This window comes from Bacillus cereus group sp. BceL062, from assembly GCF_051780025.1.
GTDB lineage: Bacteria > Bacillota > Bacilli > Bacillales > Bacillaceae_G > Bacillus_A > Bacillus_A toyonensis.
Genome location: NZ_JBPWGY010000001.1, coordinates 844168 through 859188, shown reverse-complemented (window position 1 = coordinate 859188; position 15021 = coordinate 844168). Strand labels below are relative to the sequence as shown.

The following is a 15021-nucleotide window of genomic DNA, read 5'->3' as shown; positions in this document are numbered from 1 at the left end:
ATTGTATTTCGACTGAAAAATTAGAACGGACAGGAGGGAATCGTCGAAATGAGCAACATATTTGAAGATGAGTTACAAAAAATGAGGGATACTTTACATACGATGGATGATCAATTAGAACAGCTTGAAAAAATCCCGGTTTATTATGGAGAAGATTTTAAAGAGCAAATTCTTGAAAGCATGAGGGAGTCAAATAGACAGAACTTACGTATCGGTGTGGAAGAGCCGTATTTTGGAAGACTAGACTTTCAAGAGGATGGAAAAGAACAAGTTATGCCGATTTATATCGGTAAAGTAGGTGTTTCAGATAAGGACACGATGAAACCAATTGTTATCGATTGGCGAGCGCCTGTCGCAAGTATGTTTTATTCATTTACCGGTGGAGAAGAACTAGCGTTTTATCAATCACCAGATGGGTTAGTTGAAGGTGATGTGTATTTAAAACGAAATATTTCCATTCGTAAAAGAGAACTTGAACGTGTTGTTGATACATATGTGAAAGGAAATGAAGATGTATCGCATGCCGATGATTTTCTTCTATATCGATTAGGTGAGAATAAAGATAATAAACTAAAGGATATTGTTTCAACGATTCAATCGGAACAAAATGATATTATTCGAGCGGAAAGAAATTTACCATTACTTATTCAAGGGGTTGCAGGGAGTGGAAAGACAACAATCGCTTTACATCGCCTTGCTTTTTTAATTTATGAATACCGTGAACAGTTAGAGGCAGAAAGAATGATTGTATTTGCTCCGAACAGCTTGTTTTTAGATTATATTTCGAGTGTACTGCCTGAATTAGGGGTAGGGAATATTAGTCAAACAACGTTTCCAGATTGGGCATTGCGTACGTTAGATGATTCAGTGAAACTAAAGCAAACAGAAGAGAAATTGAAGGAAGCATTTTCAATTAATCGTCATGAAAGTAAGGTAATGCTCGGTAAATTAAAGGGTACACTGGAATTTAAGGCGTTTATTGAAGAGAGAATGATTCAATTTGAAAATGACTTAGTTCCGACAAACGATTTTGAGGCGTGGGATAAAGCGATTATTCCAGTGGAAGACATTAAAAAATGGATGCAAGTTGAATATAAACATTATCCACTAAAGAAAAGAAGAGAACGTTTAGTAGGCCGCATGAAGCGCTGGATTGAAATTGAACTTAAAAAGTTTGGGGAAACGAACGAGAAAAAATTGCTCAAAAAAGAAGCGACTAAGAGATTGAACACATATATGAAGTTTTGGCCAAAAATGAGTGCTCTTTCACTGTATAGTTCAATATTGAAAAGTAAAGAAATACTCGAAGTTTTACCTGAAGAACTTGTTAAAGAAACAGAAAAGAGTTGTCGTAAAAAAGAAGTGTATGTAGAAGATTTACCTGCCTTAATTTACATCCATCATCGCATAACAGGTATTGAAATCGGTCAGAAGTTTCATCATGTCGTTATTGATGAAGCGCAAGATTTTTCGCCATTTCAAGTGTATGTATTAAAAGAAATTACACTAGGTAATTCTTTCACTATATTAGGTGATTTATCACAAGCGATTTATGATTACCAAGGAATTGAAGATTGGAACGCATTTAAGGAAGTATTCCAAGAAACAGGTTATTTTGAATTGACTAGAAGTTATCGTTCTACAAAAGAAATTATTGAATTCGCAAATGAAATAATTAAAAATGCAGAAATACCAGTGGGGCTCGCAACACCAGTTTTCCGTAGCGGTGAAGACGTAAAAGTAATCCATGCAGAAGATCAATTTACTGAAGTTTTGAAGACAATAAAGCATTTGCAAAATGAAGATGTGAAAACAATTGCGGTAATAGGTAGAACAGATGATGAATGCCGCGGTATGTATGAGAAATTAACGAATGCAGGATTGACGGTAAATGTCATTGAAGCAAATCAAAGTAAATATGAAGGTGGTATTTCAGTAGTACCTGTATATTTAGCGAAAGGTTTAGAATTTGACGCTGTAATTCTAATAGATGTTGATGAAGAACATTATAAAAATACAAAGCATGATGCGAAGTTACTGTATGTCGCATGTACGAGATCACTGCATGATTTATGGATTTTCCATAGCGGTGAAGCGTCGCCTTTAATTGAAGGATTAAAATAAATGTAAAAAGAGGATTTTCTAGTAGGATATGAAAATCCTTTTTTTTATATTTAAAAGCTAGATGAATTAACGACCTGAGCGGTTATTTAAATAATATAATAAAGTAAAAAAAGTGCAATGGAGTTATATGCATTAATATGTGCGTTTAAGTATAAATCTTGGTGATGGAAGTGTTTCTTGTTCTGCTTCAAAATACGCAACTTGATTTGTAATTGAGTATAGAATAGAAGGCATTCCCATTCCAACAGCAGCCTCTAATGCGTCCAGCAAAGGGAGTGTTTTTCCATCGATTTTTGTGTCCCAAAATATGGCGTAACAAGAATCAACAGCCCCATGTTTTTTTAACAGATCTCCTATATCAATTGGACAAGAATTAGGCTTAGGAATTTCAATCATATATTCTTCACGTAACGTAGTTCTGTAATTATGGCAAAGTCGACCGATCGCATCTTTACGTTTTTTTGAAGAAGAAAGCTCAAATAGTACTCTATTTTGAAGGCGCTTAGTAAAAAATGATTTTACAATGATCTCTTCTAATTTTTTATCCATTGAGATTCTCCAATCAACTAATCATTTGTTGGAAATTTTAGTGTTATTATATCATTACATATATTAAAAAAGGGGAAAAGCTATGATTACAAAAGTAATAACAAAAAGAAAATGGGAAATCGCAAAAACAATTGGAGAAATTCATGAAGAGTCACTTATAAAAGAGGGGTTTATTCATTGTTCATTATTTGAACAAGCTTTAAAGGTTGCAGAAAAACATTTCTTTCATGAAGAAGAGGTTTTATTACTTACAATAAATCCATCCTTGGTAAAAGCAGAAATAGAATATGAACTTGCTTCAAATGGTCAAGAATACCCGCATGTATATGGAGTAATCAATGTTGAGTCGATTGTAGGGGTTATCCCATTTCCTAAAGAAAAAGGAGAGTTTATATTACCAGAGGTACAAAGTTAAGCGTGTTATAAATATATAAGTTAGCTAGAAAAGCACAAATCGTATAGTTCGTGCTTTTTTTATCCGTTTTTTGGTAAATGATAATTGTTTTTGTCACACGAATACTGTACGATACATAGTATAAAACATATACTGTATGACATATAGTAATAAAAATGAGGTGGGTGAATGGATACTTTATTAAATTCATTAATTACTGAGTTAAGAAGAGGGACATTGACATTAGCGGTTTTAAGCCAATTAAGAACGCCGCAGTATGGATATTCACTTGTCCAATTATTGGAGCAATCAGGGATTACAATTGATCAAAGTACTTTATATCCACTACTTCGTCGATTAGAAAAGCAGAAACTAGTTACGAGTAGTTGGGATAAAACGGAGAGTAGACCTCGTAAGTATTATGTTTTAAGTGAATATGGACTAGAGATATTTTTACAATTGAAAAAGGAGTGGATAAAGGATTCGAAAGAACTTTATAACCTATTAAAGGAGGAGGACGAGAATGAGTTTGAGTTTGATTGATATGTACGTCCAAGAAGTGGCGAAGAGATTACCTGAAAAAAATCGTGAAGATATTACGCTTGAGCTACGGTCGACAATAGAGGATATATTACCAGACGATTATAATGAGGATGATGTGAAGAGCGTTCTCGAAAAATTGGGAAGTCCGGTTTCATTGGCTAATGGGTATTTGGATAGACCGATGCATTTAATTGGACCACGTTATTTTGATGTATATACGACGTTATTAAAAATGATTATACCAATTGCAGCTGTTATCGCACTCATTGCAATGGTTGCAGAAAATTTTATAGGCTATACTGGTAATCAAGCAGTATTAGATGTTATTTTAAAATTGATAGGTAAAGGCATTGGGGAAATTGTTGAAGTAGGCCTCCATGTGTTTTTCTGGTTGACACTTGTATTTGCTGTTTTAGAAAGAACTGATAAAGAAAAGGATCCACACCCATTAACAACAAGTTTAAAAAAATGGACGCCAGATGATTTGAAAAATATCTCGTATATCCCGAAGAAAAAGGCAATCTCAAAGTTTGAAGTTTTTGGAGGTTTAATGTGGACAGCAATATGGGCTACCCTTTACTTTTATGCAAACCATCTTGTAGGCGTATATAATGGTACGGAAAACGGACTGAAGTTTATCGCGCCAACGTTTAATCAAGATGTTTTACTTCAATATTGGCCGATTATTTTGGTTGTGATTGTTTTTGAAGTAGCTATATCTCTTTATAAGTTAGTACAAGGACAATGGACGAAAAGATTGGCAATTGGAAATGGTATTCTTCAAGTAGTCGGAACGATAGTATTCATTGTAATTGTAGTAAATCCATATATATTTAACGAAGGATTTATTACGTATTTGGCAAATGTGTTTACTATTTCCCCAGAAGGATTTAAAACGTGGTTAGTTGGCGGTGGAATTATCATTTATACGTTGTCCGCTGCGATTAATATATTTGATGGTTTCCGAAAATCAAGTATTCGTATGTGGAAATAAAACAGAAATTTCGGTAAAATAAAATTATTAAAAATATAGTGAAAGAAGATAAGCATTAGGGAAGGAAGAAAACAATGATCAGGGAAGCAACGAAAAGAGATGTAGCATATATTTTAGACATTTATAATGATGCGATACTTTATACAACAGCTGTATAAAGTATAAACCTGTAACCCTTGAAAATAGAATAGATTGGTTTGAACAAAAAAAAGCTGATGGCTATCCAATTTTCGTATATGAACTAGATAATAAAGTAGTGGGATTTGCGACATTCGGCTCATTTAGAGCGTGGCCTGCTTACAAATATTCAATTGAACATTCTGTGTATGTTGATAAGGAATATAGAAAAAATGGCATTGGCTCCTCTTTGATGGAAGAATTAATCGCAACCGCAAAAGAAAGAGAATATATGACCTTAGTTGCTGGAATCGATGCGGAAAACGAGAAAAGTATAGCCTTGCATCAAAATTATGGATTTGTTCATGCTGGAACAATACAAAAAGCTGGTTATAAGTTTAATAGATGGCTGAATTTAGCCTTTTATCAATTGGAGCTTAACGGGCCTGAAAATCCTATAGAAGAATAAAAGTCTTTCGTGAAAATGAACGTTTTAGGTAGCAAGGAGTAATTCATGCTACCTTTTTCTAATTGTCATTACAAATATAACCTGTCAAAAAGGTTTTTTATATTCCATATTGAATTATTAGGAGGTGATATAACGATGTGAAAAGAGGAATGGAAATGGAAACTGTCATTTAAAAAATGAAAGAGATACATGTTGGTCATGTAGGAGTAGCTATTTATTCTACAAAAAACGAATGTATAATTACTTCATATAATAGTGAATTATATATTCCATTAACATCGTCAGCAAAAGTAGTAATTGGATTTGTAGCAGCACAAATGGTGAAGGAAAATAAACGTAATTGGAATGATATACTTCATCACATTAAATTTCATCCACACGAAGATAGTGCACAGTTATATCCGCATCTACAAGGAAGAAGTACTTTAACACTTAGTAAAGCAGTAGAAGTGATGATAGCTTGTCACGACAGTTATATTGCTCACTCGGTTGTAAAGCACTGCGGTGGATGGGATGCTGTGAAAATAAATGCCCAAACGTATTTTTCAAAAATTTATATACATGAGAATGCTAGAGATTAGAAAAATGTTGGAGAATTAAATCAAGTTCTTTCGCTTTTAGTACATATTTTTCAAGAATATAAAGTAGAACCAGCAGTATGGGAACCAATTATTAATGGAATGGTAAGACAACAAGGGGATTATGAAAATATACCGTATTATCATTTAGCTCATATGACAGGTGGATTGTCTACAGCTATAATAAATATTGGTATAATGGGAATGTTTAACGAATTCCCGTTTCTTTATGTAATTGGAGGAAAAGATTTACCCGAGCGAGTTCATAATATAGAGGTTGATGAAACAATTACAACAGCTTTGAAATACATATACAAAGCATATAGTGAAAGCATGCTAGGAGTGAGCGATTGAAACGAAACTTAAAGACTTCAACAATTATTATTTTAATTGTAACGATTATTGCTCTTGAAGTTGGAATCGCACTATATGATCACAATTTGTCATTAGATACCATTTACTTTGCAGCGATTCTTATTTGTATTGTATCGCTTTTTGGTACACGTGTTTCTGAAGAGAAAGAACGTACATCGAAACAGAGACGAAGAAAAACGGCTCTAATATTTTGGCCATCTATAATAATGTTAATTATTAGTTTTGCAGTTATAAGTTATGTACGAACAGGCTAGGTCTCTGTACCTGGGATAATTGGTTTTTCGTGTTTTGTTACATATGGTGGATTTGTATTCATTAGTATTTTAAAAAGGCGAAATAAAAATTAGATGTAATTTACTAAGTTGAAAGGAAGAAATATATATGAAACACATAGAGAATGGTACTCGTAATGAAGGAGAATACATTAGAAATAAAGTCATTCAATATAATATGTCCATCTTAACAGATGAAGTAAAGCAGCCGATGGAACAAGTAAGCCTTGTAGTGAAAGATGAGGAAGGGAAAATCTTTGGCGGCGTAACAGGAACGATGTATTTTTATCATCTTCATATCGATTTTTTATGGGTTGATGAATCCGTTCGTCATGATGGTTATGGAAGTCAACTGATACATAAAATCGAAGACATTGCGAAGGAAAAAGGATGTAGACTCATATTACTAGATTCATTTAGTTTCCAAGCACCGGAATTTTATAAAAAGCACGGCTACCGAGAATATGGTGTCGTTGAAGATCATCCGAAAGGGTATAGTCAACACTTTTTAGAAAAGAGATTATATAATAATATTATGTATACTAGTTGATGGGAGAAAGAATATGTACACGTATAAATTACAACATGAACGACCAATTTGTGCAGAGAAAATAAAGAAGCTTTACGACTCTGTCGGTTGGTGGCCAGAAAGAAAAGAAATCGATATTGAAAAAATGTTAAAGAATAGCATAGCAATTAGGGTATGGAAAGAAAATGAGTTAATTGGGTTTGCTAGAGTCGTTTCAGATGGTGTTTTTCGAGCGTACATAGAAGATGTTGTCGTACATGAAAGTGTAAGAAATAAAGGCATTGGAAAGAATATGCTTACAATGTTACTGGAAGAGATATCTCATATTGATATTGTTAGTCTATTTTGCGGAGAGAAACTCATAAAGTTTTATGGGGAACAGCAATTTAAAGCGACGAAGCAAATTGTGATGCATCGTAATCAAATAGTGAAAGAATAAGAGGTGCCATTTAAAATGAATGCAACGAGAGCATATTGTTTATCAAAAAGAAAAGCGACAGAGGATTCTCCAGATGGCTGGAGTGCAACATGTATGAGACTCAATAATAAAATATTTGCGATAGTGAACCATGAAGAAGGTGAAAAAGCTGCGATTACATTAAAATGTGATCCTGAGCTCGCTTTACGAATAAGAGAAGATTATCCAGACACAATAATTCCAGGGTATCATATGAATAAGAAACATTGGAATACAGTGTATATACATAAGGGAGTAGAACAGGAGCAAATTAATAAAATGATCGATTGGTCGTATGAGTTAGTACTACAATCATTTTCAAAGAAAAAGCAGCAAGAGTTAATGGATTAATATGTATTAGGGGTGGATATAATGAAAGACGCAGTCAAAGATACGTATGATAAATTAGCGAGTACATATAAAGAAAATGTAGATTTGGCAAATCCATATAATAGTTATTATGAAAGACCTGCGATGATGGAGATTATTCCAAGGGAACTAGAAGGGAAGAGAATACTAGATGCTGGATGTGCCGCTGGATGGTATACTTCTCAATTCGTAGGAAGAGGGGCTAACGTTACAGCAATTGACATAAGTCCTGAAATGGTAAAAGCCGTAAAAGAAAGTATGGGAGAAAAAGCAACGTTCCTTTGTCACGATTTGCAAGAAACACTGCCATTTGAAAATAATACGTATGATATCATTGTAAGTTCGTTAACTCTTCATTACTTAGAAAATTGGACGCAAGTATTTCAAGAATTTCAGCGCGTATTGAAGCCGGGTGGAGAACTTATATATTCCGTTCATCATCCTTTTATGGATTTCACAAAGTTTACATGTGAAGATTATTTTGAAAAACAATTATTAGTAGATACTTGGGTTAAACCAAATATTACAATAGAAGTTAGTTTTTTTAGGAGGTCGCTCCAAGACATAATCAATGAAACAACAAACTATTTTGTATTAGAAAAAATAGTGGAACCGAAGCCGATTGAAAAGATGAGAGAAGTAGACAGAAAATCATATCATTATTTAAGTACAAATCCACATTTTCTTATTATGAAAGCAAGTAATAAATAGCTAGTAAAATGATTGTATTTTACTAGCTATTTGCAGTTTTACATGATGAATTAGGAGCTTTTGAAATGAATATAAAACGAAATCAATTACTATATGTAATGTTTACTATAGTTGTTATTATGTTAGGTCTTAGTTCTAGAAAGTTTGCTTTTGCGTTACCTCATTTATTAAATGATTACTTAGGTGATGCTTTATGGGCATTAATGATTTTCGTTGGATTCGGATTTTTGTTTCCTAAAATAGAAACGAAGAAATTAGCTTTTATGAGTTTAATATTTTGCTACGGGATTGAAATTAGCCAATTGTACCATGCACCTTGGATTGATAATATTCGTGCAACGACTATAGGGGGACTCGTTTTAGGTTACGGATTTTTGTGGAGTGATGTAGTCGCTTATACAATTGGTGTTGGAGTGGGAATGCTTTGTGAATTTATGTTACGGAAGAAATAAGTGAATTTTAAAAGGGGTATTTGTATATGGAGGATATATTAGAAATTGCAAAGTTTTGGTTTCAAGATAAAGATGTCACAACTACTGAAGTTCAACCAAATGTAACGAAGATTCATTGTAATAATAAAGCGTATATTTTAAAGGAAATGAGATCGATAAAACAGTTTCTAGTTGAACTAAATGTATTAGAACAGCTTGATGAAAAAGGAGTTAAAGTACAAAAACTAGTAAAAACGAGAAATGATGAAAGGTACGTATTTTATAAAGAGAAGTATTATTGTTTGTACGAATATATTGGTGGAAGTGTTTTAGAAATAAAAGATACAGAAAAACTAAAAGAGCTAGGAAGTACAATTGGAGAGAAGATAGCTAATTTACATCAAGCACTATATTCAGTGAAAAGTGCTAACGAGTTAATAAAAAGAGAATTGTATAAAGTGGTATACGAATGGGCCTTACCAATTTTAGAAAAGAATGCATCTGTCCATCGGAATGTCGTTCGAAAAATGGATCAAATACGTACGGTTTTCAAGGAAACGGTTCACCCACTACCGAAACAAATTATTCATCGTGATATGCACTTATCGAATGTAATTTTTCATGACAATGAATTTCAAGGATTTATAGATTTTGAACTTTTAGAAAGCAATGTAAGAGTATTCGATTTATGCTACTGCTGTACAAGTATATTAAGTGAGCTATTTAGTGATGAAACAGGAAGAGGGAAATGGTTACATATTGTCAGCAAAATCTTTGAAGGATATTATAAACAAAGCATTTTAACGAGAGAAGAACTACAATCCATTTGGTATGTCATGCTTTCTATTCAAGTTATCTTTATTACTTATTTTGTTCAGTTACCAAATTTATTAAAGTTGAATGAAGAGATGTTCTTCTGGATTTTTGCAAATAAGGAAGATATTGAAGAATCTATAGTAAGGACCGTATGAATATGAAAAAAATCATATTAATTGGTTCTGGTGGTTCAGGAAAATCTACATTAGCAAAGAAGTTAGGAAATAAACTAAATATTAAGGTGCATCATCTTGATGCATTGTTTTGGAAAGCGAACTGGGAAGGTGTTCCTCGAGAAGAACAAAGAAAAGTTCAAAAAAACTTAATTAAAGAAGAAAAGTGGATTATTGATGGGAATTATGGCGGGACGATGGATTTAAGACTGAATGCAGCGGATACAATTATCTTTCTTGATATTCATAGAACGATTTGTGTTTATCGTGCTTTTAAAAGAATTGTACAATATCGAGATAAAACAAGACCGGATATGGGTGCCGGATGTGAAGAAAGACTTGATTTACAATTCTTTAAATGGATATGGGAGTATCCGAATAAGAAAAAACCTGCCATTTTAAAAAGACTAGATCAATTAAGTAAAGGAAAAGAAGTGATTATTTTAAAATCTCCAAATGAAGTGAAACGGTTTTTGAAGAAGTACGATAAGATAAGTAGTTAGATTTTAAAAAGAAGTAATATGGGGGGATACTATTGAATACATTCATTCGCTCGATTGATTCTAATATGATGGAAATTCCAGCAGGAGAGGTAGTATTAAGAGATGATCGAATAAAAAAAGAATGGCAAGTTCAAATAAAACCATTTCTTCTTGCAAAGTATGCTGTAACAATGGAAATATATAATGCCATTACAAATCCTACATTAAATAATGATAAAGATAGTAATAAACCAATTGTAAATATTTCATGGAATGATACAATTGCTTTTTGTAATTTACTTTCTAAACAAGCGGGATTAACAGCGTATTATTCTATTAGTGATGATGGAAAAAAGGTTAGTTGTAATATAGAATCTGACGGCTACCGATTGCCATCTGAGGCAGAGTGGCAATACGCATGTAAAGCAGGTACGACGGGATATACATATGGGGAACTTCAGAAAATAGCGTGGTATAATGAAAATTCAATTGGACAAATTCATGACGTCGGTAAAAAAGAGCCGAATGCATGGGGACTTTATGATATGTTAGGAAACGTTTGGGAATGGTGCTATGATTTGTATGATGAAAAAGTGTACGGATCGTACCGAATTTTTCGTGGTGGTAGTTGGGCTGAAGCAGCTAGGGGTTGCGGTGCGACTTGTCGCCGTCGTAGCCATCCTACATTTCATATAGACGATCTCGGTTTTAGGCTTGCTAGGTCAATTGAGCAGGAAAATGATACATAAAATACCGTGAAGAGTATGGAAAATATCCATACTCTTTACAACATAGAAATTTTAAAATGTAAGGAGTATTTTGAATGGCACGTATTTTATTCATTAACGCTGGATCAGAAGGACATATAAATCCAACATTACAAGTTGTAGAAGAACTGATTTCTCGCGGTGAAGAGGTCGTATATTTTTCAATAGAGGCTTTCAGGGAGCGTATTGAGAAGACAGGTGCTACTGTACGAACAATAGATGATCAAAAATTTATACAAGCATTTCTTTCCGGTGGTCGAAATTATTTACAGGAAAGAATAAACGGCCTTCTACATACAGCAGATATTGTAATACCTAGTGTTTTAGAGCAAATTGAAGGAGAATATTTTGATTACATGATCCACGATTCTATGTTTGGCTGTGGTCATTTAATTGCCCAAATTCTTAATCTTCCGGCCATAAATTCCTGTACATCTTTTGCGCAGGATGAAAAATCATTTAAACAAATGTTAGACGATCTTTCTAAAAATATCCCAGTGGAAGTGCAGAATAGAATACATAATGATTTTCAAAACTTAACTAGAGAAATTGCAGGAAAATATGGTGTTGAAATAAATTCACCGTATGAAGTTTTCTGTAATCCAGCACCGCTTACTATTGTGTATACGATTAAGGAATTCCAACCTTTTGGTAATACGTTTAATGAAACATTTAAATTTGTAGGTCCATCTATTTCTGCACAAGGGGAAAATGAAGATTTTGATTATACTTCAATTGAAGAACAAATCCTGATTTACATTTCACTAGGTACTGTTTTTAATGAAGCAATTAATTTTTATAAACTTTGTATGAAGGCATTTGAAAATAGTAAACATACAATTGTTATGTCTATTGGTAGTAAAACGAAAATATGTGATTTAGGTGATATTCCTAAAAACTTCATTGTGAAAAACTATGTACCGCAAGCTGAACTACTTACATATACAAAATTATTTATTACACATGGCGGGATGAACAGTATGCATGAAGGGCTATATAACGGGGTTCCACTCGTTGTAATTCCGCAAAGTGCAGATCAGCCAGTAATCGCAAAGCGAGTGGAGAGTCTCGGAGCAGGAGTTAAATTGCAAATGCAAGGATTAACTGCGAATCAACTTAGTAAAAGTGTAGAAAAAGTATTAAGTAATCCATCATATAAAGAAGCTGCTTTGAATTTGAAGGAGTCTCTCCGAAAATCAGGTGGGTATACGCAAGCTGTTGATGAAATTTTTAAATTTACAGGCCGGTATTAAAACTATATATGTAAAAGGGTGTCTATATTAAATGATGTAGACACTTTTATGTATATGAAGCGAGGAATTGATTATATGGAAAGAATGAAAATATTAAATGTGAATTTTGAAGATATGACAGCTACACCATTTTTTCAAGTGGAGGAAAAAAATAGAATTAGATTCGATATAGAATTATTTGAGGGGAATTTGAGGGAATTAAGAGGGATACTGACTGAACTTTTTAAAAGCCCCGATACAATTGACGTTTCATTTATTTCCGGATATATAACATATGGTAAAAGTAAGAGAGTAAAGGAGAAAACAAAAATTGGAAGGTTCATGAAGATTAAAAATTGGACCGAAACGCAAGTAGACATTGATGATCTTGAAAGTACAATCATATTTACTACGATTAAAGGTGTCCATGAAGATGAAGTATATAAGTATTGCAAGTATGTCGTTAATGGTGGTCAGCAAGCTTATATTTCTTTTTATAACGATACTTATTTGTTGTATATAAGTACAGACGTAATTGAAATTATTTCACCAGATACAAGTTTAATAGAAAAATTAAAAATCCAATACTATAAAGAGTATGACAAGTTTTATGAAACTATTTTGAAACATTAAGGATTATTCGCAATACATAAGTAATTTCACGTACCCAATAGAGACATATATTGAATATGGAAATGCAAGGGTGTTACAAAAAAATATAATCTTACATCGCTATGCATATCAAGTTGATTAACAAATATTTCGAGAAGACTTGGTGCAATCCATCCGCGTATACAAAATGCTTTTATATGGCCTTTTTTTACAAGATTTATAATTGCTATTACGAACTTTTACTTTATAATTTTAAGATGTAGTTTTATGTGTTAGTAATAATTTCACTGTTTCTGCACAACTTCTGCACGTGTTTAGGTAATTTCTATGTCATGATATATTCAGTAAGTGAAATATATCACATGGAATGAAATATTTCTTTACTACGGTGTATGCATAACTTACGCATACAACACTACAATATTGTCTCGTGTTATTCTTTTACATCAAAGCCCACATTACACTACGAAGTATAACAAGAAGGGGACATGAACATGAATAATCGAATTTTAAAACATCTACAGAACATGAAAATGAACAAAAAAAGTCTAGGAGCTGTTGCATTAACAGCGGGAATTATCGGCACGACACTTATTCCTCAAAATGCTTACGCGCATGGTTTTGTTGAAAAGCCTGGTAGCCGTTCCGCTTTATGTAGTCCAACTTATGGTGCACTAAATGTAAACTGCGGAAGTGTTATGTATGAACCACAAAGCTTAGAAGCACCAAAAGGATTCCCGCAAGCTGGTCCAGTTGATGGACAAATCGCTTCTGCAGGCGGAAAATTTGGTGGTATTTTGGATCAACAAACAGCAGACCGTTGGTTTAAAAATACAATCACTGGCGGAGAAAATACGTTTACTTGGAAGTTTACAGCGCCACATTTAACAAGCAAATGGCACTACTACATTACTAAAATAGGCTGGAATCCAAATAAAGCACTAACAAGAGCAGACTTTGAGCCAATTGGAACTGTACAACATGATGGTTCCGCAGCTTCAAATAATGTAGCACACAAAATCAATGTACCTACGGATCGTAGTGGCTACCATGTGATTTTAGCTGTATGGGATGTAGCTGATACAGCAAATGCGTTCTATAATGTAATTGATGTAAATCTCATCAATAATGTGAAACCAGACACAGAAGCGCCAAGTATTCCAAATGGAATTCAGACACAAAAAGTAACAGCGAATAGTATAGAACTAACATGGAACACTTCTACGGATAATGTAGGAGTAAAAGGGTATCAAATCTTCCGTAACGGAGAGATGATTGACACCGTACCAGGCACTCATTTTATTGATAAGAAATTACAACCAAGTACAGAATACTCTTATACTGTAAAAGCAATTGACGCAGCTGGCAATGTATCGAAAGAAAGTACAGCGCTTACAGCAAAAACAACAGTTGAGGCTCCTGATACAGAAGCACCAACACAACCAAAAGGATTACATAGTATGGGAACGACAGCGTCAAGTGTGGACCTAATGTGGAGTCCATCTGACGATAATGTTGGTGTAGACCATTACGATATTTATAGAGAAATAGAAGGAACAATGAAAAAAATCGCAACATCTAATACGACTTCTTATATGGATAATAATTTACTCGCTAATAAGACTTATAAATATGTAGTGAAAGCTGTTGATGTAGCTGGAAATGAATCCGTACAAAGTGATATATTCACAATTACTACAAAAACTGAAAGCGTTTCATATGGAGAGTGGGATGCAAAGAAAGCGTATAAAAAGGGTGATAGAGTCCTATACGAAGGAAAAGTGTATGAAGCAGTACAAAATCATCAAGGAAATGGGGATCCAAACTGGATTTATGCTTTATCCTTATGGAGAGCAGTGTAAGTTTTACCTCAAAATGAAATAAAAGATAATGGGCTTTGATGCAAAAAAAGGAAGCTTGAGAATTCACTTTTCTGCTTATAAAAAAGACGACGTATTCAGCGTCGTCTTTTTTATAAATTTTACTTTCCTCCATTAAATGATGATAAGTCCCGTAATTAAACAAAA

16 protein-coding genes and 3 pseudogenes are annotated in these 15021 nt (G+C 33.5%); 18 read left to right on the top strand and 1 reads right to left on the bottom strand.

Annotation, left to right across the window (positions count from 1 at the left end):
- Positions 1-48 precede the first annotated feature (48 nt).
- Complete coding sequence (locus tag ACS2MN_RS04320; protein ID WP_346994813.1) at positions 49-2124, top strand: HelD family protein; 2076 nt, start codon at positions 49-51, stop codon at positions 2122-2124.
- Positions 2125-2256: 132 nt separating this feature from the next.
- Here ACS2MN_RS04320 and ACS2MN_RS04315 read toward each other — a convergent pair whose 3' ends face one another.
- Positions 2257-2673, bottom strand: a complete 417-nt coding sequence (locus ACS2MN_RS04315) for a hypothetical protein (protein ID WP_346994814.1) — start codon at positions 2671-2673, stop codon at positions 2257-2259.
- Between the two features lie 82 nt (positions 2674-2755).
- Here ACS2MN_RS04315 and ACS2MN_RS04310 point away from each other — a divergent pair, with 82 nt between their 5' ends.
- The 17 genes and pseudogenes from ACS2MN_RS04310 to ACS2MN_RS04230 all read left to right on the top strand — a co-directional run bounded on the left by ACS2MN_RS04310 (position 2756) and on the right by ACS2MN_RS04230 (position 14856).
- The gene (locus tag ACS2MN_RS04310) at positions 2756-3088 is read left to right on the top strand and encodes a DUF952 domain-containing protein (protein ID WP_346994815.1); all 333 of its coding nucleotides are present in this window, start codon (positions 2756-2758) and stop codon (positions 3086-3088) included.
- Positions 3089-3256: 168 nt separating this feature from the next.
- Complete coding sequence (locus ACS2MN_RS04305) at positions 3257-3610, top strand: PadR family transcriptional regulator (RefSeq protein ID WP_000380298.1); 354 nt, start codon at positions 3257-3259, stop codon at positions 3608-3610.
- The gene (locus ACS2MN_RS04300; RefSeq protein ID WP_438894667.1) at positions 3597-4604 is read left to right on the top strand and encodes an HAAS signaling domain-containing protein; all 1008 of its coding nucleotides are present in this window, start codon (positions 3597-3599) and stop codon (positions 4602-4604) included. Before ACS2MN_RS04305 ends, ACS2MN_RS04300 begins: the two co-directional genes overlap by 14 nt.
- A 74-nt stretch (positions 4605-4678) precedes the next feature.
- Positions 4679-5190, top strand: a pseudogene (locus tag ACS2MN_RS04295) (GNAT family N-acetyltransferase).
- 176 nt (positions 5191-5366) lie between these two features.
- Positions 5367-6122: pseudogene (locus tag ACS2MN_RS04290) on the top strand (serine hydrolase).
- A pseudogene (locus tag ACS2MN_RS04285) lies at positions 6119-6490 on the top strand (hypothetical protein). Before ACS2MN_RS04290 ends, ACS2MN_RS04285 begins: the two co-directional pseudogenes overlap by 4 nt.
- A gap of 34 nt (positions 6491-6524) precedes the next feature.
- Positions 6525-6965: a GNAT family N-acetyltransferase gene (locus ACS2MN_RS04280; protein WP_346994816.1), complete on the top strand. Its 441-nt coding sequence runs from the start codon at positions 6525-6527 to the stop codon at positions 6963-6965.
- A 13-nt stretch (positions 6966-6978) separates the two neighbouring features.
- Complete coding sequence (locus ACS2MN_RS04275; RefSeq protein WP_098710106.1) at positions 6979-7383, top strand: GNAT family N-acetyltransferase; 405 nt, start codon at positions 6979-6981, stop codon at positions 7381-7383.
- Positions 7384-7398: 15 nt separating this feature from the next.
- A complete protein-coding gene (locus tag ACS2MN_RS04270; protein ID WP_000994617.1) occupies positions 7399-7752 on the top strand; it encodes an MmcQ/YjbR family DNA-binding protein in 354 nt (117 codons plus the stop codon).
- A 21-nt stretch (positions 7753-7773) separates the two neighbouring features.
- Positions 7774-8481 (top strand): class I SAM-dependent methyltransferase, encoded by a 708-nt coding sequence (locus ACS2MN_RS04265; RefSeq protein WP_000650686.1) that lies wholly within the window; start codon positions 7774-7776, stop codon positions 8479-8481.
- A 65-nt stretch (positions 8482-8546) separates the two neighbouring features.
- Positions 8547-8933, top strand: a complete 387-nt coding sequence (locus ACS2MN_RS04260; RefSeq protein ID WP_001022592.1) for a DUF2809 domain-containing protein — start codon at positions 8547-8549, stop codon at positions 8931-8933.
- Positions 8934-8959: 26 nt separating this feature from the next.
- On the top strand, positions 8960-9883 hold the full coding sequence (locus tag ACS2MN_RS04255) for a phosphotransferase enzyme family protein (RefSeq protein WP_087951095.1): 924 nt from the start codon (positions 8960-8962) through the stop codon (positions 9881-9883).
- Between the two features lie 2 nt (positions 9884-9885).
- Positions 9886-10404 (top strand): DNA topology modulation protein, encoded by a 519-nt coding sequence (locus tag ACS2MN_RS04250; RefSeq protein WP_043322991.1) that lies wholly within the window; start codon positions 9886-9888, stop codon positions 10402-10404.
- Positions 10405-10436: 32 nt separating this feature from the next.
- A complete protein-coding gene (locus ACS2MN_RS04245; protein ID WP_001091309.1) occupies positions 10437-11132 on the top strand; it encodes a formylglycine-generating enzyme family protein in 696 nt (231 codons plus the stop codon).
- 74 nt (positions 11133-11206) lie between these two features.
- Positions 11207-12403: a macrolide family glycosyltransferase gene (locus ACS2MN_RS04240; protein WP_346994817.1), complete on the top strand. Its 1197-nt coding sequence runs from the start codon at positions 11207-11209 to the stop codon at positions 12401-12403.
- 75 nt (positions 12404-12478) lie between these two features.
- On the top strand, positions 12479-13015 hold the full coding sequence (locus tag ACS2MN_RS04235) for a hypothetical protein (protein ID WP_043322988.1): 537 nt from the start codon (positions 12479-12481) through the stop codon (positions 13013-13015).
- 473 nt (positions 13016-13488) lie between these two features.
- On the top strand, positions 13489-14856 hold the full coding sequence (locus tag ACS2MN_RS04230) for a lytic polysaccharide monooxygenase (RefSeq protein ID WP_001065212.1): 1368 nt from the start codon (positions 13489-13491) through the stop codon (positions 14854-14856).
- The last annotated feature ends 165 nt before the right edge of the window (positions 14857-15021 follow it).